This window comes from Actinomadura logoneensis (assembly GCF_003428695.1).
GTDB classification, from domain to species: domain Bacteria; phylum Actinomycetota; class Actinomycetes; order Streptosporangiales; family Streptosporangiaceae; genus Spirillospora; species Spirillospora logoneensis.
On the sequence record NZ_QURH01000327.1, the window covers coordinates 1 to 23,067 of the forward strand.

The 23,067-nt window shown below is 71.5% G+C and carries 20 protein-coding genes and 2 pseudogenes; 14 read left to right on the forward strand and 8 right to left on the reverse strand.

Features of this window, described 5'->3' with window-relative positions; genetic code table 11:
• A pseudogene (locus DZF91_RS20850) lies at window positions 1-288 on the reverse strand (tyrosine-type recombinase/integrase); the annotation flags it as partial.
• Between the two features lie 103 nt (window positions 289-391).
• Window positions 392-1,873 (reverse strand): MFS transporter, encoded by a 1,482-nt coding sequence (locus DZF91_RS20855; protein ID WP_117359135.1) that lies wholly within the window; start codon window positions 1,871-1,873, stop codon window positions 392-394.
• Window positions 1,874-2,110: 237 nt separating this feature from the next.
• Between DZF91_RS20855 and DZF91_RS20860 the strand changes: the two genes are divergently transcribed.
• From DZF91_RS20860 to DZF91_RS20895, 8 genes and pseudogenes are all read left to right on the forward strand, one after another.
• Window positions 2,111-3,154 (forward strand): S66 family peptidase, encoded by a 1,044-nt coding sequence (locus DZF91_RS20860; RefSeq protein WP_117359136.1) that lies wholly within the window; start codon window positions 2,111-2,113, stop codon window positions 3,152-3,154.
• Window positions 3,155-3,340: 186 nt separating this feature from the next.
• Window positions 3,341-3,748: a hypothetical protein gene (locus DZF91_RS20865; protein WP_147341235.1), complete on the forward strand. Its 408-nt coding sequence runs from the start codon at window positions 3,341-3,343 to the stop codon at window positions 3,746-3,748.
• A 152-nt stretch (window positions 3,749-3,900) separates the two neighbouring features.
• Complete coding sequence (locus DZF91_RS20870) at window positions 3,901-4,227, forward strand: hypothetical protein (protein WP_199486765.1); 327 nt, start codon at window positions 3,901-3,903, stop codon at window positions 4,225-4,227.
• Between the two features lie 126 nt (window positions 4,228-4,353).
• The gene (locus DZF91_RS20875) at window positions 4,354-5,556 is read left to right on the forward strand and encodes an NAD(P)/FAD-dependent oxidoreductase (protein ID WP_235834446.1); all 1,203 of its coding nucleotides are present in this window, start codon (window positions 4,354-4,356) and stop codon (window positions 5,554-5,556) included.
• Between the two features lie 127 nt (window positions 5,557-5,683).
• A complete protein-coding gene (locus DZF91_RS20880) occupies window positions 5,684-7,090 on the forward strand; it encodes an MBL fold metallo-hydrolase (protein WP_235834447.1) in 1,407 nt (468 codons plus the stop codon).
• Window positions 7,087-7,407: pseudogene (locus tag DZF91_RS43200) on the forward strand (TSUP family transporter); the annotation flags it as partial. The gene DZF91_RS20880 and the pseudogene DZF91_RS43200, both read left to right, overlap by 4 nt.
• A 109-nt stretch (window positions 7,408-7,516) precedes the next feature.
• Window positions 7,517-8,092, forward strand: coding sequence for a sulfite exporter TauE/SafE family protein (locus tag DZF91_RS42725; RefSeq protein WP_268915964.1), 576 nt, complete (start codon window positions 7,517-7,519; stop codon window positions 8,090-8,092).
• A gap of 104 nt (window positions 8,093-8,196) precedes the next feature.
• Window positions 8,197-8,976, forward strand: coding sequence for a GntR family transcriptional regulator (locus DZF91_RS20895; protein ID WP_235834450.1), 780 nt, complete (start codon window positions 8,197-8,199; stop codon window positions 8,974-8,976).
• A gap of 293 nt (window positions 8,977-9,269) precedes the next feature.
• On the opposite strand, the gene DZF91_RS20900 is transcribed toward DZF91_RS20895, so the two are convergent.
• Window positions 9,270-10,097 (reverse strand): alpha/beta fold hydrolase, encoded by an 828-nt coding sequence (locus tag DZF91_RS20900; protein WP_117359139.1) that lies wholly within the window; start codon window positions 10,095-10,097, stop codon window positions 9,270-9,272.
• A gap of 526 nt (window positions 10,098-10,623) precedes the next feature.
• On the opposite strand from DZF91_RS20900, the gene DZF91_RS20905 reads away from it, so the two are divergent.
• From DZF91_RS20905 to DZF91_RS20925, 5 genes are all read left to right on the forward strand, one after another.
• On the forward strand, window positions 10,624-11,058 hold the full coding sequence (locus DZF91_RS20905) for a peptidase inhibitor family I36 protein (RefSeq protein ID WP_117359140.1): 435 nt from the start codon (window positions 10,624-10,626) through the stop codon (window positions 11,056-11,058).
• Window positions 11,059-11,292: 234 nt separating this feature from the next.
• Window positions 11,293-11,883, forward strand: coding sequence for a VOC family protein (locus DZF91_RS20910; protein WP_117359141.1), 591 nt, complete (start codon window positions 11,293-11,295; stop codon window positions 11,881-11,883).
• A 298-nt stretch (window positions 11,884-12,181) separates the two neighbouring features.
• Complete coding sequence (locus tag DZF91_RS20915) at window positions 12,182-12,925, forward strand: hypothetical protein (RefSeq protein WP_117359142.1); 744 nt, start codon at window positions 12,182-12,184, stop codon at window positions 12,923-12,925.
• Window positions 12,926-12,945: 20 nt separating this feature from the next.
• Window positions 12,946-13,671, forward strand: coding sequence for a hypothetical protein (locus tag DZF91_RS39935; protein ID WP_158587993.1), 726 nt, complete (start codon window positions 12,946-12,948; stop codon window positions 13,669-13,671).
• Between the two features lie 603 nt (window positions 13,672-14,274).
• A complete protein-coding gene (locus tag DZF91_RS20925; protein ID WP_117359143.1) occupies window positions 14,275-15,186 on the forward strand; it encodes an alpha/beta fold hydrolase in 912 nt (303 codons plus the stop codon).
• A gap of 1,850 nt (window positions 15,187-17,036) precedes the next feature.
• Here DZF91_RS20925 and DZF91_RS20930 read toward each other — a convergent pair.
• A complete protein-coding gene (locus DZF91_RS20930; RefSeq protein WP_147341236.1) occupies window positions 17,037-17,810 on the reverse strand; it encodes a hypothetical protein in 774 nt (257 codons plus the stop codon).
• A 602-nt stretch (window positions 17,811-18,412) separates the two neighbouring features.
• On the opposite strand from DZF91_RS20930, the gene DZF91_RS20935 reads away from it, so the two are divergent.
• Window positions 18,413-18,703: a hypothetical protein gene (locus DZF91_RS20935; protein WP_117359145.1), complete on the forward strand. Its 291-nt coding sequence runs from the start codon at window positions 18,413-18,415 to the stop codon at window positions 18,701-18,703.
• Window positions 18,704-19,075: 372 nt separating this feature from the next.
• On the opposite strand, the gene DZF91_RS20940 is transcribed toward DZF91_RS20935, so the two are convergent.
• From DZF91_RS20940 to DZF91_RS39940, 4 genes are all read right to left on the reverse strand, one after another.
• Window positions 19,076-19,435 carry a nuclear transport factor 2 family protein gene (locus DZF91_RS20940; protein WP_117359146.1) on the reverse strand — a complete coding sequence of 120 codons (360 nt, stop codon included), beginning with the start codon at window positions 19,433-19,435 and terminating at the stop codon, window positions 19,076-19,078.
• Between the two features lie 418 nt (window positions 19,436-19,853).
• Complete coding sequence (locus DZF91_RS20945) at window positions 19,854-21,521, reverse strand: DUF885 domain-containing protein (RefSeq protein ID WP_199486767.1); 1,668 nt, start codon at window positions 21,519-21,521, stop codon at window positions 19,854-19,856.
• 70 nt (window positions 21,522-21,591) lie between these two features.
• Window positions 21,592-22,254 (reverse strand): LysE family translocator, encoded by a 663-nt coding sequence (locus tag DZF91_RS20950; RefSeq protein ID WP_117359147.1) that lies wholly within the window; start codon window positions 22,252-22,254, stop codon window positions 21,592-21,594.
• 96 nt (window positions 22,255-22,350) lie between these two features.
• Window positions 22,351-23,067, reverse strand: a 717-nt coding sequence (locus DZF91_RS39940) for a hypothetical protein (protein ID WP_117359148.1), incomplete at its 5' end; no start/stop codon positions are given.

Below are 23,067 nucleotides of genomic sequence, written 5' to 3' on the forward strand. Positions count from 1 at the left end.
GCCCGCCGTGCCGGACGCCGGGGCAGAATCCGCCGCCCGGCGTACGGCGGCGCGGCGGCCGTCGGGTTTGCGCGCGAACCGCAGCAGCACCTCGTCGACGTCCTCGCCCGTCAGGTCGTCCAGCACCCGGTCGGGCCCGGCCAGCTCGGCGAAGGTGTGCACGTCCCGGGCGTACACCTCCGCCGTCGCGGGCGCCAGCGCGCCCGTCGTGCACTTGGCCCGCACCATCTCGGCGTAGCGGTCGACCGCCTCCGCCACCGTCAGCCGCTGAACATCCGTGGGTCGCACCCGCCGGACGCTACCGTCCGCCACCGACAACCCCGCCCCGTGGGTCCGCGGGCCGCCCGTCCCGCCCGTCCCGCCCCGGGACGGGCCCGGCTCCGGCGTGCGCTCAGACGTTCCCGCCGACCGAGGACGACGCCTCGTCCCGTCCGGCGGCCCGGCGGGACGTCGGCGGGCCGGCGCCGCGCGCCATGGCGCAAGCGGCGGTCCCCGCCATGATGACCAGCCCGGCGAGCAGGTACAAGGCGTCCCGGTACCCGCCCGCCAACGCCGCCGGGTGCTGCGGTCCGGGGACGGCGCCCGGCTCGAGCGCGGCGGCCCGCCACGCGGCGAACGACACCAGCACCGCCACCCCGATCGCGACACCCAGTTGGAACGAGGTCTGCCGGACCCCGCCCGCCAGTCCCTGCTCGTGGTCGGCGACGCCGGACGTCGCCGCCAGGGTGGACGCCACCGTCGTCGCCAGCATCGCCGCCCCGAACGGCAGCAGCACGGCACCGAACACCAGCACGTCCCGTCCCGGCGTCATCCGGCTCGCGACGAGCGCCAGCAGCGACCCCGCCGCCACCGCCGAGCCGCCCACCGCCGCCCGCAGCCCCACCCGGACGACCGTCCGCCCGAGGACGGGCCCGAGCGCCAGGTTCACCAGCCCGACCGGTGCGACCACCAGCCCCGCCCGGACGGGACCGGTCCCCTCGACCTCCTGCAGGTACAGGGTGACCAGCAGATACGCCCCGCCCGACATCATCCCCGACGCGAACGACACCAGGTTCGCCGCCCGCAGCGTCCCCGACCGGAACAACCCGAACCGCACCAGCGGTTCCGGCCGCCGCACCTCCACCACCGCGAACGCCACCAGCAGCGCCGCGGCCACCGCCACCGCCCCCGCGCAGCGCGGCGACCCCCATCCCGAGGCCGCGCCCAACGCCGGCGCCGCCACCAGCGCCCCGACTCCGGCGGTCACGAGCACCGCGCCCGCCACGTCCAGGCGCCGCCGTGTCCGCTCCGCCGCCGGGACCACCCGCGGCGTGACCCCGGCCATCACCGCGCCGACCGGGACGGTCGCGAAGAACACCCCGCGCCAGCCGAACGCCTCCACCAGCGGCCCGCTCAGCACGAGCCCGCCGACGAACCCGAGGACCGTCGCGATCCCGAAGCGGCTCATCGCCCGGGCCCGCGCCGCCCCCTCCGGGAAGGACGTCGCCAGCAGCGCCAGCGCCGTCGGAGCGATCAGCGCCGCGCAGAACCCCTGGACGAGGCGCCCCGCCACCAGCACCGCGGCGTCCCGCGCCAGCCCGCATCCCAGCGACGCCGCCGCGAACCCCGCCATCCCCGCCGTCAGGACGCGCCGCCGCCCCCACAGGTCCCCGATCCGCCCGCCCAGGATCAGCGCGCCGCCGAGCGCGGTGCTGTACGCCGTCATGACCACCTGGACCCCGGGCGGGGAGAATCCGAGCTCCCGCTGGACGCTCGGCAGCGCCACGGTCACGATCGAGCCGTCCAGCATGATCGTGAACTGGGCGGACAGGATCAGCAGCAGCCCCCACGTCCGTCCCGGCGGCGCCCCGGTCTCCGTCGCAGCAGAATCCATGCGGCCACCCTGGCCCTCACTGCCTGCCGGCCTCTGGCGGAAATCCGGCGTCACGCTCGCCTGGGGGTGATCACCGGCCGGCCGCAAACGTCGCGGAGAGACGACCGGCCCCACGGGGCTTGGCACCCGCCGCCCACGTCCAACCGACGCCCCCGAGCGAGCGGCTCAAGGGCCTCTCCCGGGCCGCTCCCGAGAAATGGGCCGCCTCGGGGCCGCGCCGCCTCCTATCATCCGCGGATGGACGCGCCGCAGTACCCGCCCAAGCCCTCGCCCGGTGACGCCGTGGCGGTCCTGTCCCCGTCCGCCGGGCTGCCGGGGGTGTTCCCCGTCCCGTTCGAGCTGGGGCTGCGGCGCCTGAGCGACCACTTCGGCCTGGTCCCGGTGGAGTACCCCACCACGCGGCGTCCGGACGCCTCCCCGCGGGAGCGCGCGGACGACCTCCATGCGGCCTTCGCCGACCCGGCCGTCAAGGCGGTGTTCGCCAGCATCGGCGGGGACGACCAGATCCGCGTGCTACGCCACCTCGACCGCGACCTGCTGCGGGCCTGCCCGAAGCCGTTCTTCGGGTTCAGCGACAACACCAACCTGCTCGTCGCACTGTGGAACCTGGGCATCGTCGGCTACTACGGCGGTTCGGTCATGCTTCACCTCGGACGGCCCGTCCGCATGGACCCCTACACCGCCGACTCCCTGCGCGCCGCCCTCTTCACCTCCGGGCCGCGCACCCTGACGGTCCCGGACCGGATCACGACCGCCGCGGGGGACTGGGCCGACCCGGCGACCTTCACCCGCGAACCCGACACCGAGCCCGCCACCCCCTGGACCTGGCACAACGCCACCCGCCGCGTCCAGGGGCCCACGTGGGGCGGCAACCTGGAGATCCTGTCCTGGCTGATGATGGCCGACCGCGAGATCCAGCAGCCCTCCGCCTACGACGGCTGCGTGCTGTTCCTGGAGACCTCCGAGGAGATGCCGTCCGCCGCCGAGGTCTACCGCGTCCTGCGCAACATGGGGGAGCGCGGCCTCCTCCAGCGGTTCGGCGCGCTCCTCATGGGACGGGCCAAGGCCTGGCACTTCGACAAGCGCTATGACGCGCGGGAGCGCGCCGCCTACCGCGCCGACCAGCGCCAGGCCGTCCTGCGCGCCCTCGGCGAGTACGCCCCGGACCTCATGGCCGTGTTCGACATCGACTTCGGCCACACCGAACCGCAGCTCGTCGTCCCCGTCGGCGGAACCGCGACCGTCGACGGCCCCGCCCGGCAGGTCACCCTCACCTACTGACCCGGGGGCCTTGTCCGCCGCGTCCGCCGCATCACCCTGACCGCGCAGTGCAACACATAACTCACTGCAAGTGATTGACCGTCGGTTCGCCGAGCGAAATGATTTCTCGGCGAGCCGCCGGGGCGCCGCGCTCGGCCCTCACTCGAAGCGCGGCTCGCCAAGCACGCCAGGGAGAGGAGCGGGGGAGTGAAGACGCGTCTCGTCGCAACGGCCATGGCCCTCGGCACGGCGATCGTCCCGGTGACGAACCCGCCCGCCGCGACCGCCCACGCCGCCAACGGTACGTCCACGCGGTCCTCCGGCTGCGGGGGCAACATGCCCGCCATGCCGTGGTGGAGCACCGGCCAGGCGAACTGCAGCCACTGGGGCCGGCCGGGCGCCAAGATCACCTACTCGTGGCACAGCCTCAAGAACGACGGCTACAACGCCGTCCAGGTGCGCGGCTTCGACGCGAAGGGCCGTTCCCGCTGGTACGGCTGCGGCTGGGCCGGGTCGGGCAAGTGCACCGTCCCCTGGGGCAACTACATCGCGACCCCCAAGGCCCGCGCCATGAACAAGGTCCACACCGACCACATCTACTACAGCGTCTCCTGACCCCGCCCCACTGCGTGCTTGGTCTCGCTCGTCCGCGCGGGCGGGCCGTCCATCGGCGGCGAACTCCTCGGAAGGGCGAGGATGGCCGTATGGGTGCGACGAATCATCCGACGGACGGCGGTCGGCATTGGCCCGCTGACAGGCTGAACGCGTTGCGTCTCGGCCAGCGCCTGGTCGCCGAGGTCCCCGCCTCCCGGCCCGGTCGACGCGCGTTCGTCGACATCACCCCGCTCACCACTTCCGGGGACGTGCAGGCGCGGCGGGAGGGCTGGAAGCGGGCCGATCGGGCTCGGACGTTCCGGCTGCAGCACTGGGACTACGACGGCGAGCGCGTCGCCGGTTTCGACTACGACGTCGGAGCTGTCCTGGTCCGGGCGGCGACGGTCGTCGGTGAGGCCGCGTTGGCCGGGACGCTGGGAGCGTGGCGGCTGCGGCCCGAGCAGTTCCTCTTTCCCTGGCGGACCGACGATCCGCGGTAGCGGGGCGCGTCTCGCGGCGTGCCGAAATGTACGGACATCTCACTCCCAACGCCCTCAGAGCACTTGAAAGTGGGCGGAGGGGCTGGCAGCGTAATGTCCGTACATTTGTCGGCTTGGGGAGGTCCCGTGGAGACCAGGCGCCGTCACCGGATCGTGGTCATCGGGGGTGGGACCGCGGGGATCACGGTCGCCGCCCGGCTCCGCCGCGCCGGCCAGCGGGACGTCGCGGTCGTCGAACCGAGCCTCCGGCACGCCTACCAGCCGCTGTGGACGCTGGTCGGCGGCGGCCGGGCGCCGCTGCGGGAGAGCCTGCGACCGCAGCGGTCCGTCATGCCCAGGGGAGTGCGCTGGATCCGCCGCGCCGCCACGGCCGTCGACCCCGACGCGCGGGAGGTGGCCCTGGACGACGGCGGGACGGTCCGCTACGAGCAGCTGGTGGTCTGCCCCGGCATCCAGCTGGACTGGGACCACGTGCCGGGCCTGGCCGACGGCCTCGGCAGGGACGGCCTGTCCAGCAACTACCTCGCCGAGACCGCGCCCGCCACCTGGCGCTTCATCCGCGACACCCGGTCGGGCAGCGCCGTGTTCAGCATGCCGCCCGGCGCGATCAAGTGCGCCGGGGCGCCCCAGAAGATCGCCTACCTGGCCGCCGACCACTGGCGCCGGCAGGGCGTCCTGGACCGCATCGACATCCACCTGGTGCTCCCCGGCGACACCATGTTCGGCGTCCCCGAGTTCGCCCGCGTCCTGGCGGACGTGGCCCGCCGGTACGGCATCAACGTCCACTTCGGCAGCGAGGTCACCCAGGTGGACCCCGCGGCCCGCGAGGTGGTCGTCACGAAGCTGGCCACCGGCGCGAAGACGACGCTGCCCTACACCATGGCCCATCTCGTCCCGCCGCAGAGCGCACCGGACTGGATCAAGAAGAGCCCCCTCGCCGCAACCGACGACCCCGCCGGATACGTCGAGATCGACAAGCACACGATGCGGCACGTCCGCCACCCCGACGTCTGGGCCCTCGGGGACGCCGGGTCCTCGCCGAACTCCAAGACCGGCGCGGCCGTGCGCAAGCAGGCGCCCGTCCTCGTCGAGAACCTGCTGGCGGCGCTCGACGGCCGCGAACCCACCGCCGCCTACACCGGCTACGCTTCGTGCCCGCTGACCACGGCCCGCGACAAGATGCTGCTCGCCGAGTTCGACTACAGCGGACGGCCCACCCCATCCATCCCGCTGATCGACACCATGCGCGAACGCACCGACATGTGGCACCTCAAGCGGCGCGGCCTGCCGTTCCTCTACTGGAACCTGATGCTCCGCGGCCTCGCCTGACCCCGCGCCCCCACCACCCGGCGCCACCGCACTTCCGCTTCCAGGACGCCGCCCGCACCGCGCCCCATGCCCACCCGACCCGGACGCGCCCACCCGAGCACGCCCACCCTCCCCCCAGGAGCCCCCCTTGTCCGACCGCGCCGGACCGTTGATCTTCGTCCCGTTCTACCTGGAGTGCCTCTCCCACGCGTCCTACCTGGTCGGCGACCGCACCTCCGGACGCGCGGTCGTCGTCGACCCGCAGCGGGACGTCAACCACTACCTCGCCACCGCCGAACGCCACGGCCTCACCATCGAGCGGGTCATCGAGACCCACGTCCACGCGGACTTCCTCTCCGGCCACCTGGAACTCGCCGCCCGCACCGGCGCCCGCGTCTCCTACGGCGCCCGCACCGACGTCGCCTTCGACACCGACCCCCTGGACCACGGCCGGCATCTCACCCTCGGGGAGGTGGACCTGGAGATCCTCCACACGCCGGGCCACACGCCCGAGTCGATCTGCGTCGTCGTCCGCGAACACGCCCGCGACACCGTGCCCTACGCCGTCCTCACCGGCGACACCCTGTTCGTCGGCGACGTCGGCCGCCCCGACCTGCTCGCCTCCCAGGGACGGTCCGCCGACGAGATGGCCCGCGCCCTCTACCGCTCGACCCGCGCCCTGCTCGCCCTCCCCGACGCCACGCGCGTCCACCCCGCGCACGGAGCGGGCTCGTCCTGCGGCAGGAACCTCTCCACCGAGCTGAGCAGCACGATCGGCGAACAGCGCCTCAGCAACTACGCCCTGGCCGACATCACCGAGGACCAGTTCGTCTCCGCCGTCCTCGACGCCCAACCGACCGCACCCGCCTACTTCGCCTACACCTCCGTCCGCAACCGCCAGACCCGGCCCCTCCTGGACGAGGACGCCCCCGTCCCCGCCCTCGCGCCCGACGCCTTCCGCCAAGCGGCCCGGGCGGGCGGCACCACCGTCCTGGACACCCGCGACCCCGAGCCGTTCGCCTCCGCCCACCTACCGGGCGCGATCAACATCCCGCTGGGCGCACGGTTCGCCGAACTGGCCGGAACCGTCCTGGACGCCCGCGACGCCATCCTCCTGTGCGGCGACCCGTCCACCGCGCGCCAGGCCCGCAACCGCCTGGCCCGCATCGGCTTCGACAACGTCCGAGGAGCCCTGGCCACCCCGGTCACCGCCCTCGACGCCGCCCACCTCACCGCCACCGAACGCCTCACCCCGCGCGCCCTCGCCGCGGCACCGGACGGCGGCACGCTCCTGGACGTCCGCGGAACGGGGGAGGTGCACGACAACGGCACCATCCCCGGCTCCCACCACATCCCCCTGCCGCAACTGCTCGCCCGCCTGGACGAACTGCCCGCCGACCGGCCGCTCACCGTCTTCTGCGCCGGCGGCAACCGCTCCTCGGTCGCCGCGTCCGTCCTACGCGCCCGCGGCTTCACCGCCACCGACCTGCGCGGCGGCTTCTCCGCCTGGCACGGCGAACCCTCCCACCCCGCCGCCACGGGGCCGCGGGCATGACCCTCCTGCTGGCGCTGCTCTGCGGGGCCGCGGTCGGGACGGCGCTCGGCGCGCTCGGCGGGGGCGGGGGAGTGCTCGCCGTCCCCGCCCTGGTCTACCTCCTGGGCGTCTCACCCGCCGACGCCGGGACGACCAGCCTGGCCATCGTCATCGCCACCTCGACCACCGCGCTCGCCCGGCACGCCGCAACCGGCGACATCGACGTGCGCACCGGAGTGCTGTTCGCCGCGACCGGCGTCCTCCCGGCCATCGGCGCCTCAGCCCTCACCCACCGCGTCCCGCAGGCCGCGCTGACCACCGCGTTCGCCGTCCTGGCAGCCGTCGCGGCCACAGCGATGCTCCGCCGCGCCCGCCCCGAGCCCTCCGCCCCCAGCCCCGCCACCCCTGCGACCTCCGCACCGCCCCGCCCCGGCACCGCCGCCTCCCGTGCCGACCGAGCGGAAAGCGCGACCGCACCCCGGCCCACCGGACCAACGATCCTCGCCCCGCCCCGGCACCGCCGCCTCCCGTGCCGACCGAGCGGAAAGCGCGACCGCACCCCGGCCCACCGGACCAACGATCCTGGCCCCCCGGGACGACGACACCACCACGAAAGACCCGGCCACCACCACCCGGACGGCCACCGCCCACCGCGACGGACACCTGCGCACCGCGACCACCGGAGCCGGACTGGGCGCGGTGACCGGACTACTCGGGGTCGGCGGCGGCTTCCTCATCGTCCCCACCCTGGTCTCCGTCCTGCGCCTGCCGATGCGCACAGCGGTCGGCACCAGCCTGGTGGTCATCCTCATCAACTCGCTGGTGTCCCTCACCACCCGCCTCGCCGTCGGCGGCGACTCCCTCGACTACACGATCCTCGCCCCCTTCGCCACCGCGGCCGTCCTCGGCGCCTGGGAGGGCAAGCACCTGGCCGCCAAGCTCTCCGGCACCGCCCTGCAACGCGCCTTCGCCGTCCTGCTGCTCGCCGTCGCGGCGGCCATGCTCACCGGCGTCCTCCTCTGACGACCCGCCCGACCAGCCCCTGGTTTGTCCCACCCCCGGCACGCTCCGTACATTGACGCCGTGTCCCGCACCGCCACCCAGCCCCGCGAGATCAGGAGCACCTCGTGAGGTCCCAGCCCGGCCCCCGCCCCCTGACCCGCTCCACCGGCACGCCGCTCTGGATGCAACTCCGCGCCGACCTGCTGCGCCGCCTCGAGGAAGGCGAGTTCCGCGACGTCTTCCCCGGCGAGCACGACCTGGTCGCCGAATACCAGGTCAGCCGCCACACCGTCCGCGAATCACTGCGGCAACTCCGCGCCGAGGGCCTCATCACCGCCCAACGCGGCCGCGTCTCCCGCTTCACCACCGGCCGCCCCCTCGAACAGGCCGTCGGCGCCCCCTACAGCCTCTTCCGCTCCGTCGAGGAGGTCGGCGCCGTCCAACGCAGCGTCGTCCGCGCCCTGGACCGCCGCGCCGACGGCGTCATCGCCGTCCGCATGGGCCTGGAGGAGTCCACCCCGCTGGTCTACCTCGAACGCCTGCGCCTGGCCGACGAGGAACCCCTCGCCGTCGACCGCGTCTGGCTGCCCGCCGACATCGCCGGCCCCCTCCTGGACGTCGACTTCACCCGCACCTCCCTCTACGACGAACTCGAACGCCACTGCGGCACCCGCATCACCGGCGGCTGGGAACGCATCCGCGCCGTCGTCCCCGGCCCACCCGAACGCCTCCTGCTCGACTGCCCGCCCACCACCGCCCTGTTCGCGATCGACCGCCTCGGCCGCGACGCCGGCAACCGCCTGATCGAATGGCGGCAGACCCTCGTCCGCGCCGACCGCTTCGCCGTGGCCGCCGCGTTCTCCGACAGCGACTACCGCCTCGGCGCCCCGGCCCCCGCCCTCTAGAAGCAAACCCGACGCCCTGAGGCCCGTCCACGCCAGCACCGACGACAGAGCACCGCCCGGCAGTACAAGCCCCTCGACCATGGCGGGTGAGGCGGGAGGGGCGGCCTCGGCCCGGCGTCCTTCGACAGCACCTCAGGCCGCGACCACGACCCCGGCGGCCAGAGTGACCGTCAGCCACAGGAAGGTTGGTCTGAGAACGCGCCGAGGCCGGGGGCGCCGCCCTCGGACAGGACGGCGCCGAAGAACGCGCTGCTCAGAGCACAGAAGTCACCGGTAGGGGGTCCGGCCTTCGCTCAGCGCTTGAGGAAGTCCAGCAGGTCGCGGTTGAACTTCTCCTTGTCGCCCGGCACGAGCGCGATGCCGTGCGAGCCGCCCTCGTAGACCTTGAGGGTGGCATCGGGGATGAACTGCGCGGCCTTGCGGCCGGTGGCGTCGATCGGGACGATCTGGTCGTCGTCGCCGTGCACGACGAGCGTGGGGACGTCGAACTTGCGCAGGTCCTCGGTGAAGTCGGTGCGCGCGAAAGCGTCCACGCACCTGACCCCCGCCTGGATGCTCTCGTGCATCGCCATGAACCAGAACGCGTCCCGGTTGCCCTGGGTGACCTTGTTGCCGGGCCGGTTGGCCGAGAAGAACCCCTCGGACGCGTCCTTCCAGTACTGCGACCGCTCGCGCAGGATCCCGCTCTTGATGTCCTCGAACACCTGCGCGGGGACACCCTCGGGATTGTTCGGTCCCTGGAGCATCAGCGGAGGGATCGCCGACAGCAGGACCGCCTGAGCGACCCGCCCCGTGCCGTGCCGCCCGATGTAACGGGCCAGCTCCCCACCACCCATCGAGTGCGCCACCAGCGTGACGTCACGCAGGTCGAGATGGTTGATCAGGTCGTTGAGGTCGTCGGCGAAGGTGTCGAAGTCGTAGCCGTTGAACGGCTGGCTGGAACGGCCGTGGCCGCGGCGGTCGTGCGCGATCGCCCGGTAGCCGTTCTCGGCGACGAACTTCATCTGGTCGTCCCAGGCATCGGCGTTCAGCGGCCACCCGTGGCTGAACACCACCGGCCGCCCCTGCCCCCAGTCCTTGTAGAAGATCTCTTCGCCGTCGCGAGTGGTGACGTAACCCATGCGGTTCCCCCGAATACTGCCTCACGCTCGCCGTGAGGACGATGGTCATGACGGAGCAGGCCCTCAAAACGCCTTCCTCCAGAACCTCCGGGACCGGGCGCAGCCCCGCGTCTGAGCGAAGCGGCCACGCTTTCGGAACGGCCACGGCCTGCCACGCACTGCCTTCCCTGCATCTCAGCGAATCAGACGACACTGAAGCAAAAAGGCCTTTGCCCACGGCGGCGGCACACCGCCCCGGCGGCAGATGCAAGGGAGCCACCGCCCACCGGCAACCCTGGTCGCGCAGGCCCAGAGCACGCCCTGGCTTCGTGGGGAGCGGTGACCAGGACGAACAGGCCACAACAGCAGGGCGGCCCTCGCATCACGGGCCGAACGCGACGAGCGGCCACGGCTTCGCGATGGTCAGAAGCCGGGCACCCTGAGGCACGCTCCAGGTCAACTCGCGCGAGTGCGCACCCCTCAGCAAACCCCAGTCACTACGGTGAGTGCCTCCACTGACTCGCAACGCGACGAAAAGGTGACTCCGATGCGGCCGATCCGACTGACCCTGGCAACCCTGGTTCTGACCACCGGCGCCGGCTTCGCCCAAGGGACCTCCACCGCCTCGGCGAGCACTCCCGCCGACGCCGAAGCACCCGCCGCGCCGATGATCGTCCGCTCCTGGGACGCGTGCCCGCAGGGACGCATGTGCCTGTGGCGGCTGCCCAACGGCCACGGCTCGCGAGGCTCCTTCGCAAGGCTCGCGCGCGACCTCAGCGAGCTCGGCGGCGGCCTCAACGACCACGCGATGTCCTACTGGAACCGCACCGGAAGCACCTGGTGCATGTACTCCGAGGCCCACTTCCGCGGAGAGCACCGCAAGTACCCCCACGAACCCCTCGCCGGAGCCAAAGGCAACACCGGCCGGTTCGGCTACCAGGTCAGCTCGTTGCGCCCCGCGATCCTCGGCCACTGCCTGTAACACCTCGCCGCTCGCCCCCAGCGGTGCGTCCGCAAGCCGACGACCCCAGACCCACCGCCACCAAAGCACGCACCAGATCCGTATCGACTCCGGCGGAGAGTAGGGTGCCGTCCGCGCCCCATGCCAGGAGGTCCACTTTCCGCAGGACGGCGGGGGAGAGGGACAGTCCTCGAACGGCCTAATTCCGTTCGACTCCCACGTTTTCGACGGCGTACCTTGGCCGACGTGGCTGGGATGCTGACAGGGATCGAGTTCGACGCACTGAACGTCACGGCAATGGAGCGCTTCTGGACGGAGGCGACGCAAGGGCACACCGGCGGCCTCGAACTGCGGTTCGCAGCGACCGACCGGCCGAAGGCCGACAAGAACCGGCTCCATCTCGACCTGGCCGGAGGCCCGGACCACGAACGCGAAATCGAGCGGCTGCTGGCACTCGGCGCCACCCGGATCGACATCGGCCAAGGCGACGTTCCCTGGGACGTCCTGGCCGACCCGGAAGGCAACGAATTCTGCGTGGTACGTCCCGGACACCACGGAGTGCTCGCCCAGAGCGGCCTTGCGACGATCTGCCTGGACGTCGCCGAGGACTACCAGTTCTCCCAATCGTCCTTCTGGCAGTCCGAGACGGGATGGAAACACGTCACGTACTACCAGTGGGGAGTCCGACTGCGCCTCTCCCGGACCAGTCCGGTATCGCTGCTGATGGGGCCACCAGCCGCGCCGAAGGCCGGCCGCAACCGACTGCGCCTTGTCGTCACCAACCCCGACTGGGAGAGCGGCGAGTTCCACGATTGCTGCGGAAACGAGTTCCTTGTAGAGGGCTGAGCCCCGTCGCCCGGGTACTCGGCGCCCGAGGAAAACCCCGCGCACCCCCTGCCGCGCATGGAGATTGCCGGCCTCAAGGTGAGTCAAGCGGACGGCCCGCATAGCCAGGTTCCTCACCCAGCCGAACACGACGCTCAGACCGCGTGACTCGGCATACGCCACCGCGTGCGGCGGCCCGACAATCCCCGGGTCGCCGTTGCCCTTCCGTGATCATTCCCGGGGCAACCCCGTCCTGACCGGCGGCGTCCTGTCATTGCGCGCCAGGCACCGGCGCGCGGACCACCGGAAATGAGACTCCATGCGCCTCACCCCCCTGGCATGGGGCACGGCCACGGTCACGGCCCTCACCCTGACCGCCCCGGCCACCGCCCACGCCGCACCCGCACCCACACAGACGAAGATCACCGGTCTGCGGGTCGCCACGGACGCCACACGGCACCTCAGCCTGTCCGGACGCCTGACCACCGCGTCCGGGACGTCCGCAGGCGCGGGCCGCCAGATCATCGTCGAGACCGCCGACGCGGCCCACGGCCACTGGTTCACCTACGCCAAGCCGCTGGTCACCAAGGCGGACGGCACGTTCAAGACGGACGCGCGACACACGTCCGCCCACTACCTCCACGGCTACTTCCGTGTCCGCTTCGCGGGGGCACCGGGCCTCGCCGCGACACGATCCGGCGACGTCCGCGACCGCCGGATCGCCACCCGCGTGACCGGCTGGAAGGTCTCCACGACCCACCCGCGCCGCGGCTCGACCTTCACCGTCCGCGGCTACCTCCAGGAAAAGCCCGGCACGACCTGGAAAGGCCTCAAGGGCCGCCGCGTCTCCATCGAGTACTGCATCAAAGGCGGCGACTGCCTGAACGACCTGTCGCTCTGGCACGGGCTCTCGAACCACAAGTCGGACACGAAGGGCTACTTCAGCACCCGGATCCGCGTCGCCGCCAAGGCCAAGCCGATCTACCTCGCCTACACCTTCTACGGCGACTCCACTCATTACGTGACCTGGCTCGTCAAGCCGGTTCTCATCTCCCCCCGATGACCCCGAGGAAAACGAAACCCATGCGCACGTCCCTGCTCCTCGCGAGCACCGCCGCCGTCGCGGCCACCACCCTGGCGACCGCCGTCCCCGCGACCGCGAACGCCGCCACCAAGGCCACCACGAAGATCTCCTTCAAGGCGTCCACCACGTCCTCGGCGATGCTGACCGTCACCGGCAAGCTCACCGCCACCGGAGCCACCGTCCCGGCCGGCCTGCCGCTGACCCTGCAGTGCCTCCCGGTCATCAAGGGCATGCCCTGGTACACGCTGGCTCCACGCAGGGGCGTCAACGCCCCCGTCACCCAGGCGGGCGGCGCCTTCACCTTCAAGGGGACCACCGGCTGCGCCCACGGCATGTTCCGCGTCCGCTTCGCAGGCAACGCCCAACTCGCGCCCGCGACCAGCGCGCCCGTCCGGGACACCCGGATCAACGCGATGGTCGTCGGCTGGAAGGTCAGTCCCCTCAAGGTCCGCAAGGGCGGCTACGTCACCTTCAGCGGCACCCTCAAGCAGGACCCGAAGCCCGGGAAGTACGTGGCCTTCAAGGGACAGCGCGTCTACCTGCTGATCAAGTACAAGGGCGCCCAGGAGTGGAAGCGGTTCGCCCGCCCCAAGACCGACTCCAAGGGCCGGTTCAGCGGTCGGTGGCGCCTCTACAAGAACGCTTCTTTCGCCTACCTCTACTACGGCGACAAGAGCCACTACTACGACTCGCCGCAGAAGGCGACGAACGTCTCCGTCCGATAGGACGTGAACAGTAACAGTCAGCAATAACGCGACGGCGGCCCGGACTTCCCGGGCCGCCCTTGCCTTTTCGCGACCCACTGCTCACTCGGCCTCGATCCCGGTCAGCGCCACAGCGACGAGCTGCTCAAGCCGCGCACCCCACATCCAGGAACTTCGTCGTCCAGCGTGAGGCGGCACAGGGGAGTGACCCGGAGCCGCCGCTCCCGCACCATCAGACGGCGACGACGCGCCCGGCGACTGAGCCACCCCCCGGAGAGGGACGCATCGCTACGCACAAGCAAGTGACGACGCACAAGAGCACGCGGTGAACCGCACGGCTGTTGAACGCCGATCCACGACCCGCTCGCAAGGCGACATCAGCACAGGCTCCCTGCGGGGGAGAGGACAGGCCGGACGGGCCGAGCCACGCGTCAAACGCCCGAACCATCGGACGTGCACCCCGCTGTGTCCCCCTTCCGAGCTACCCGCGAATGTCCACTGAGCGGTGACGATTCGTGCGGCGGCGACTCCATAGCGTTCTCCGTTGTGGCCGCGATGCCTGGCCACGCTCCCGTGACGCCGCCCCGTGAGCCGCCGGCGGCTTCTCTCTTCCCGGAGGCCAACATGTCCCGCAGAACCCAAAGCACTGCCCTTGCCGCACTGGGCATCGCCGTCGCCGCCGCAGGGCTGACGGGCTGTAACGGCGACTCCCTGGACAACTGGGACCCGCTCGCCTCCGGCACTCCCAAGTCCAAGGTCGACATCTTCACCGGCGTCGGAAAGCTCGACGTCGATGGACGGTCGGTCAACGCCTCCTGCTCGGGCCAGTCGGCGAAGGGCGCGCCGGTGATCGTCCTGATGCTCGGAGCCGGGGACGGTCTCGGCAAGATGGCCGCCCTCCAGAAGACCCTCAGCAAGAACAACCGGGTCTGCTCCTACGACCGACTCGGCGAGGGCGCCAGCGCCCAACCGGACCGTCCGCAGGACTTCGCCAGTGTCGGAAAAACCCTGACCGGCGTACTCGAGCGCGTCGCCGGAGACGCTCCGGTCGTCCTGGCCGGACACTCGCTCGGCGGACTCATCGCCGCGCGGTACGTGCCCGACCACCACGACAAGGTGAAGGGCCTGGTCCTCATGGACGCCACACCACCGACCATGGGCGGCGACATCACCCGGACGATCCCCGCGTCCGCCCCAGGACCGGCAGGGGAGATGCGCGCCCAGAACGAGGCGATGCTCAAGGGACAGAACCCGGAGAAGCTCGTCATCACCGACGGGCCGGTGCGTCCCGCCGGGGACATCCCCGTGGAAGTGATCAAGCACGGGAAGCCCTACCTGGGCGCGCTGCCCCAGTACGGCCCGCGGCTCGAGCAGGCGTGGTCCGACGGCCAGCGCAAGTGGCTCGCACTGTCGAGCCGCAGCAAGCTCAGCACGGCCGCGAGCAGCGGCCACTACATCTACGTTGACCAGCCGGACGTCGCCCTCAAGGCCATCCAGCGGGTCGCCACCCAGGTGGCCGGAAAGAACGGGGGATGAGCACCAGCTCCGGCCCGGCTCCTCTCGTCTCCGTCCACCGAACGGGCCGGCGGACGGAGTTCCTCGCCACCGCAACGCTGCAGCCGCCGACCGCCAACCCCCATCAGCCTTAACGATCGCCGCCGGGCGAGCCGTGGCGCTGTGCCACCGGGCCCAGGAACATCCCGGCGGCACGCCAACCCGACCACATGGACGACCGCGCCCGATTCGGTCGCGTTCCGAAGCCCGCTAAGGAACGCCCGCGTGGAGCCTCGCTCGCTGCCCGGCAGCACCTCGTCCTGCACCAGAGGGGATGAGCAAGGACATCATCGAGGTACCCGCCGGTAGCACCCTCCCCAGGGCACAAGCTCGCCACGGCGACGTTCTCCTCGGCTGCAACATCGCGAAAGAGCTGTGCGCCGTCTCAGTAGCGGGACGGCGAGCGGCGCAGACCCCGTCTTCTCAAAAGCACCGGAAGGAGACCATCGCCCAGCGATGTCCTCCGGGAGGTGGTGCAGGTAGGCGACCTCATCGCGATCGCCGTGGGGGACTGGGAACGGGCTGAGGCCGCCTTCCGGCAGAGAGCTCTGTTTACGCTCGTGCGGCGAGCTGTTGCGCCTCGGTGCCGACGTCCAGGTCGTCCCGCCGCCTGAGCCGCACCAATCGATGGCCAACGAGATGGGCCCGTCGATGGACGCAGAACAGATACATCTAACCGAACAGAATCCCCCTTCTGTTCGGTATAGCTATCTTTGTGCCGTTCGTCCCGATTCTGACGAGGGTGGACCGATTCCAGATGGCAGCGCTACGGCGCCTGCCGCCGCCTCGACAAGCAAGCGGGCTCGACCGAGGGAAAGTTGATCATCAGCGATGAGCGCAGAGGCCGTCCGGTGGGAGAGCGGCGGGCGAGGTTCAATGCGCGCCGCCAGGGGGCTGCATGGACACACCCGTCCGCACCGGCACCACGCACCCAAGGCGTCCTGGACGCTTCGCCGCCGCACACGCCTCGAGCGGCCCGGCGGACGATCATCGCCTGCGTCGCACGGAAGGACCAGGAACAGATCGTTCTCGCTTCACGCCGGCTCGAGCCGACGCAGCGTTCGCGCCATCGCGCAGTGAGCATGTTCTCTGCGCGTCGGCTTCAGCGGACGCCGCACAGCCCGCCCAGATGGCGCCGGGCGCAAGCCGTTCACGCCACGCCAGCACGACCGCAGTACGAGCGTGCGAGTCACCTGTGTGCGAGTCGCATGGAGGGGCGCCGCCCACTTAGCCCCTCTTTCTCCTGGTCACGCCGATGGTCGATAATGCACATTATGTCAAGTAGGCCGGATCGGCGGTCCGTCCGGGCCTGTCCCCTAGGTGCTGGCGGCAGCGATCGCCGTCGGAGTCGTCTTCGCAGGACGCCCGTTCCCCGCCAACGCAACTTCGCAAGGCGTTGGCTGAGATCCTGCGTTGGACGGGAGCGGCGAACACCACCCCCGCCGCTTTCGCCGCGCGCTGTTGAGTCCGCCGGGCACCCTGAACCGCGACGCCCCTATCCGCGACGCCCCGGAGGACTGCCCCGCGGCCGAGCTCGTCCCGCTTGGCCCCCGGACGGGTGCGCACGGCGGCTCCCCCGGGCCCCCGCGAGCTGGCGCCCGGTCGTCCCTGGCCCACCACACCCCACCCTGAGAGTGCGGGCGGTCGGCTCCCCGCAGCGTCGCCTGAATGCCAGCTCATTTGCCGCTTCTCCCCTTGACTGTGCTCGGGCGCGCCGGTCTCACGGGCCCGCGGGTCACCATGCTCGAAAGTAACGTCGCATCAGTGGTGCCGCTGCACTGGCGCGCGCATGGCATCCGAAAACCCGCCCGCAGGTCAGGAGTCGGCGCTTCCTATTGAGGCAACTGCGGTACTGCCTGGGCGAGTTCAGTGGCAAGTCGTCGCGTTCGTCGCAGCTGGTCGGCGTATATCGCCGATTCGGGACCGTCCGCGTCTCTGCGCGCTTCATGCACCGAGACGCTCACCACCACGTTGCGGCGGCGGAAAACGATCCAGGCATCCCGGAGCTCTTCCCTGTCTGGAACCGACTGGTAGGCCTGGTCGCCGAGCTTGAGCGGGACGGGAGCGGGCCCGGAGGCATCAATGGTCTTGTAGCTCTCGTCGAACTCTTCGATCGCCTCGGCAGTGGCCGTATCCGTGAATGGCAGGCTTACCGACAGGTGGATGATCGTCCTGTCCAGGTTGCGGCTCCCCGGATACCGGGTGAGCACGTAGCACCGCCAGTAGTCCGCCACGAGCCTTGCTTTGTGCCTGCACTTGGTCTCGTGGGGATCGGCGTTATGCATCAAGTCCTCGCGCAGCGCCGGAGACAGCAGGGTGCGTGGGTCGGGGGCTGAGCGGTATTCGCCGGGCCGCAGCGTCAGCCGTGTGTCAGGCGTCGGCGGGTCGAGGGTGGTTGCCTGCGGTGTCTCGGCGGAACAGGCACCGAGCAGGCCGCCCAGCAGCACACTCGCGGCCAACACCGAACCCACCCGGCAATGACTGCTTATCGACCTGTTCATTGACCAACCCTTCAACCGGATCGAGCCCGTCAGATTACTGGCCTTGTCGCGATATGCACCAGGTGCGAAACCTGCCTCAAGCGGCGCAACCTTGGTGACGTCCACCGAGAGGCCTCTCCCCCGCGGCCCGACCGTTCGACGCGTCGAGGGCATCCCGCAGGCCCTTCAGCAGGGGCTCCCAGGTGGCGAAGCTATCGAGCGGGGGCTTGGCAGCCTCCGACCAGGGGCGATAATCACGCGGCGGGGCGGTTGTGCCGGTTCATCCGACACTTCCGGTGACGACCGAAGGCGGGCCGTCGGCCACAAAGGTGAGGGCCTGGCAACCGGGAGTGCAGATTATCCCGCCAAGCTCCTCCACCGCTGACGGGAGGTTTCTCCCGCTTGCATTCATCAGCCAGGCGCCCAGCTCGGGGAACCGGATGTGTCGGTCCTCCTCGCCTTGCAGCGCGGGTGAGTTCAAAGGTCGACTCCCCCGCCGCAACGGCTGACCGGAGTTCATGTCGTAAGGCGCCGGTGCAAGCCGCATCGGGGGTGGCGGTGCTGGCGAGTTTGCGGGTACGTGTCGCCTTGGGTGGCCGGTTACTCCGTTACTCAGAGTTGGGTTCGTTGTTCCTCCCCCAGCCTCGGTCTGGCGCGCCGCGGCAGCTACTTTCTGTAACTACTCGGTGCGAGTAGGTATCGGAAGTCTCTGCTCAGGGAGGAACCACATGTTCGCTCGTCGCGTCCTCGCGGTGCTGCTGGTCGGCGCGGGGTTGGTCGTTGCTGTGCCCGGGGCGGCCTCGGCGAGTCGTGGGAGGCTCGTCTTCGGCGGCGGGCAAGTCGAAGAAGATCCCACGGGGTGCGTCAACGCCAAGCTCAGTCCGCTCAGCGTTCGCAATGAGACGGACGAGTACGTCGTGGTCTACCAGGGCAGCAACTGCGAAGGCCGCGTGCTCAACGTGGTGGCTCCCGGCGATACCGCCATCACGACGTTCGGGTTCAGCGTTCAGGTTCCTTGATCCGGTCTCCCCCGCGGCCGGTCTGCGCGGGCTGCTGGTGGTCGGCCACGCTGACGTCGGCAAGGTGAATGGCGAGGCTTGTCCGGAGAGTTACAGAGCAGTGCCGACACCGCCGCGCGTCCGCCTGCGCGCCGCCCGGCCGAGCAACTTGCTCATAATTCAACGGTCTGCGGAGCAGCCACCCGACCACTGCGGTGGATCAGACCATCCGTGGCGCTGCGCACCGTCAACGGCCACGGGCCACCACAGATCGAGGGGAAGATCGGTCCAACCGCGGCGTGGCTGGGGGCGTTCCGGCAGCGCGATCCCGGCACCACTCACATCGTCGACTTCGACACGCCCTACCCGTTCGAGTTGGACGTGTCGGCTGTGTCAGTCGGCAGTGCTGGCGTGCACGGCGATGATTCGCCAGCCGTGTGTCTCGTCGTGTAGCCACGTACGGGTGTAGCGCATCCTGGCCGAGAACGGTGTCCCGGAGACGGTCCCTTCGACGGTGCCGAGGAACCATGTCACCCCGGTGCGTCCTTCGGCGAGGACGGTCAACTCCTCCTCGGCCACCTTCGTCACCACCTGCGTCCGCGTGCGGTGCAGTTCCAGATCGTCCGCCTTGGTCTGCACGTTCGCGCCGAAGGTGAAGATCAGCCGGTCATCCAGAAGCCGGTCCAGCGCCTCGACGTCTCCAGCCAGCTGCGCGGCCTGAAGCCGGCGCTCGGCGTCCCGCAAGTCCTCCATGGGGCTCACCCTTCCAGCCAGCGCGGTATCGGTGCCAGGACGTTCACGCTCGGCTGATCTTCGTCGTCCGCCCTGGGACTCTGACTACCTGGCGGCTGGGGACGCGCTCGGGAGCGGAGGTCCTTGTCCTCTCCCCCACCGCCGGTCAGCTGCCCCTGTGGCCGGGTGTGTTTCTTGAACTGATGCGGTGTGACCTCGTCTTTCGCGGAGGGTCTGGTGGCGGGGGCGTAGGCCGCGCCTGAGCTCGGGGTCGTGTGCAGTTGGGTCGTGGTGGGTGCTCGCCGGAGGACGCCGCGGACGCGGCGGCCTCCGGCTCTCGTGTTCAGGTCGGTTGCCTCGTGCCGCGGCGGGTTCGAGTGAGGACCTGGTGGTGTCGCTCGTTCGAGGGCTGCGGCTCTTGGACGTGGGGTCGGGTGGGTCAGGCGGGTTGGGTGAGTTCGGCGCGGAGGCGGTCCAGGCCCATGGGGCCGAGGTCGAGGGCGTGCTGGTGGAACGCCTTGAGGTCGAAGGCGGCGCCGTCGCGGCGGCGGGCGGTGTCGCGGGCGTCGAGCCAGATCCGCTCCCCCAGTTTGTAGGCGATGGCCTGGCCGGGACGGCCGAGGTAGCGGTCGATCTCGTAGGCGACTTCGGCGAGGGTCATGGCGCCGCCGTGGAGGGTGAGGAATTCGCGGCCGAGGTCGGGGGTCCAGCGTTCGCCTTCGTGGAAGCCGGTTCCGGGTGGGATGGGCAGTTCGAGGTGCATCCCGATGTCGAGGACGACGCGGGCGGCGCGGAGTTGCTGGCCGCCGGCGAGCATGCCGAGGCGGTGGGCGGGGGTGCGGTAGTAGCCGAGTTCGTCCATGAGGCGTTCGGCGTACAGGCCCCATCCTTCGCAGTGGCCGGGGTGCAGTTCGCTGGAGGTGCGCTGGAAGCGGTTGAGGGTGGTGGTGTTGAGGGTGGTGGCGCCGAGTTGGAGGTGGTGGCCGGGGACGCCTTCGTGGTACATGGTCGCCGGAACGGTCCAGGTGATCATTTCGGCGTCGGGGGCGGGGACGGTCCACCAGACGGTGCCGGGGCGGGAGAGGTCTTCGGCGGGGGCGAGGTAGTAGATGCCGGACGGGACCGGGGGGATGCGGCAGTCGATGGTGCGGAGGGGTTCGGGGATGGTGAAGTGGGTGCCGTCGAGGTCGTCGATGGCCTGGTCGGCGAGGTCCTGCAGGTGGCGGCGGAAGGCCTCGGCGCCGGTGACGCGGTGGGCGGGGTCGGTGTCGAGGGCGGCGATGACCTCGGCGACGGGGGCGCCGGGGCGGATGCGGGCGGCCTCGTCGGCCATGGCGGTCTCGATGCGGGCGAGTTCGGTCCAGCCCCAGGCGTAGGTCTCCTCGAGGTCGGGGGTGGTGCCGAGGTTGTCGCGGGCGCCGAGGGTGTAGCGGTCGCGGCCGAGGGCGTCGCGGGTGGGTGTGTGGGGGGCGGTCTCGGTCTGGAGGTGGCGGGCGAGGTCGTGCAGGGCCGCGGCGGCGGCGCGGGCGGCGTGCTGGAGGGGTTCGGTGAGGGGGCCGCCGTGGTGGCGGGCGTAGCGGTCGGCGAGGCCGGTGAGGTAGGCGGGTGCGGTGCGGCAGACCTCGAGGTTGCGTTCGATCTGGCGTCGGGCGGGGAGTTGGCCGCGGTCGCGGGCGGCGGTGAGGGAGGTGGTGAGGCCGGCGAGGGCGCGGGGGAAGGCGGTGAGGCGGGCGAGGACGGCGTCCCAGTGGGTGGCGGGGCCGTGGTCGAGGAGTTCGACGGCCTGCCGGAGGCGTTGGACGGGGCCGTCGGTGGTGTCGAGGGTGGTGTCGCGGACGCCGGCGTCGGCGAGGGCGATGTCGGTTTCGAGGCGGTCGCGGAGGACTCCGGCGGCGACGCGTTCGCGGTCGGTGCCGTCCAGGGGTGTCTTGTCGAGGGCGGCGAGGGTGCGGCGGGCCAGGTCGGTGCGGGCGGCCTCGCCGTCGGGGCTGTAGTCGGTGAGCCGGTCGTCCTGTCCGGCGATGCCCATCATGGCGGCGAGGCAGGGGTCGAGGGCGGCCATCTCGTCGACGTACCGGTCGGCGAGCGCGTCCAGGGAAGAGATCATCGTCCCAGCGTAGAACGGGTGCGGAGGGGTGGGCCAGGTCGCGGGCCGTGCCGTGGGGTCGAGTGGTGGGTCAGGTGGTGTCGGTGGCGAGGCGTAGGCCGAAGCCGACGAGGACGAGGCCGGAGAGGCGTTCGAGGGCGCGGCGGACGCGGGGGCGTCGCAGGATGTGTCCGGCGCCGCCGGCCAGCCACACGATGGGGGTGTACCAGGCGAGGTCGACCAGGGCCCACAGGACGGACAGGGCCACCAGGGCGAGGGGGACGGAGACGCCGTCGGGGACGAACTGCGGGAGGAACGACACGGCGAACACTCCTGCTTTGGGGTTGGCGAAGCTGGTCATCACGCCGTGCCGGTAGCAGCGTCCCGTGGTCGTGGGGGTGTCGGCCGGAGGGGTGCCAGCCGGAGGGGGGTCGGCCGGTGGGGTGCGGGGGGTTGTGGTGGCGGAGGATCGGCGGGAGTGCCAGAGGGCGCGCACTCCGAACCAGAGCAGGAGGGCGGCGCCGGCGATCCGGAGGGTGTCGTAGGCGACGCGGGAGGCGATCAGCAGGGCCGACAGGCCGAGGGCGGCGGCCAGGCCCCAGGCGAGGACGCCGGTCTCGTTGCCGAGGACGGTGGCCATTCCGGCGCGTCGTCCTTGGCGTGCGGCGCGTTGGACGATCACGACGGTGCTGGGGCCGGGGACCATCGCGATGAGGAGTGCGGCTCCGAGGAACGCGGCGAGTTCGTTGAGCACCGCCTCATCGTGGCTGGCGGCGGAGTGCCGCGGCAAGGCCCCGGGTGGCCGCCGAGCCGAGTCGTGCCGGGCTCAGGGCGGTCCGCGGGGCGGGGGTCAGACCGAGCCGCCGTCTCCTCCGCCGCCGGGGCTTCCGGACGGGCCGGGGGTGACGGGCGTGGAGTCGCGCGGTGTGGGGCTGGGGCTCGGTGTCGCCGGTGTGGTCGGCGGCGGGGACTCGGTGGGTGACTGGAGGGTCGGTTCGGGTGGCTGCGGCGGCGGGGTCTTGACGGTGGGTTCGCAGGCGAACAGGACCAGCAGCAGGATCGCCAGGACGGCGAGGATTCCGGCGAGGGTGATGATCGCGGCGACCAGTCCGCGTTCCGGGGGGCGTTCGGCGGGTGGTCCGGGGAGCGCGGTGGCGGGTGGCGCGGGCTGGGCGAGGGCGGGTTCGCCGGTGCCGCCGGCCCAGTAGGGCTGGAACAGGGGGCCGCGGCGGCGCATCGCCTCCCAGCGTCCGCGGAGCGCGCCGTGCGGGACGACCGGCTCGAGGAAGCGTTCGGCGCCGACGGTGTGGCCGTCGTAGGCGGTCGCGACCCAGGGGGCGGGGCCGTCGGGCTGGGCGGCGAGGATCTGTGCCGCTCCCCCGGACGGTGCCGGGGTGGCGGGTGCTCCGTCGGGTGCGGCGAACGCGGGACGGTCCTGGGGCGCGTCGGGGCCGGGGGCCGGCTGGGCGGTCGAGGCGGCTTGGGTGAGGGTGGGCGCGGCGGCGCCGGTCTCCGATCCGGCTCCGGTGCCGGTGGAGGATCCGGGGGCGCCCGGGGTATTGGCCGC

Excerpts from the sequence above, each read along its gene's own strand:
- DZF91_RS20855 (WP_117359135.1), bottom strand. The coding sequence starts at position 1,873 with ATGGATTCTGCTGCGACGGAGACCGGGGCGCCGCCGGGACGGACGTGG.
- DZF91_RS20860 (WP_117359136.1), top strand. The coding sequence starts at position 2,111 with ATGGACGCGCCGCAGTACCCGCCCAAGCCCTCGCCCGGTGACGCCGTG.
- DZF91_RS20900 (WP_117359139.1), bottom strand. The coding sequence starts at position 10,097 with ATGGGTTACGTCACCACTCGCGACGGCGAAGAGATCTTCTACAAGGAC.
- DZF91_RS20905 (WP_117359140.1), top strand. The coding sequence starts at position 10,624 with ATGCGGCCGATCCGACTGACCCTGGCAACCCTGGTTCTGACCACCGGC.
- DZF91_RS20910 (WP_117359141.1), top strand. The coding sequence starts at position 11,293 with ATGCTGACAGGGATCGAGTTCGACGCACTGAACGTCACGGCAATGGAG.
- DZF91_RS20915 (WP_117359142.1), top strand. The coding sequence starts at position 12,182 with ATGCGCCTCACCCCCCTGGCATGGGGCACGGCCACGGTCACGGCCCTC.
- DZF91_RS39935 (WP_158587993.1), top strand. The coding sequence starts at position 12,946 with ATGCGCACGTCCCTGCTCCTCGCGAGCACCGCCGCCGTCGCGGCCACC.
- DZF91_RS20925 (WP_117359143.1), top strand. The coding sequence starts at position 14,275 with ATGTCCCGCAGAACCCAAAGCACTGCCCTTGCCGCACTGGGCATCGCC.
- DZF91_RS20935 (WP_117359145.1), top strand. The coding sequence starts at position 18,413 with ATGTTCGCTCGTCGCGTCCTCGCGGTGCTGCTGGTCGGCGCGGGGTTG.
- DZF91_RS20940 (WP_117359146.1), bottom strand. The coding sequence starts at position 19,435 with ATGGAGGACTTGCGGGACGCCGAGCGCCGGCTTCAGGCCGCGCAGCTG.
- DZF91_RS20945 (WP_199486767.1), bottom strand. The coding sequence starts at position 21,521 with ATGATCTCTTCCCTGGACGCGCTCGCCGACCGGTACGTCGACGAGATG.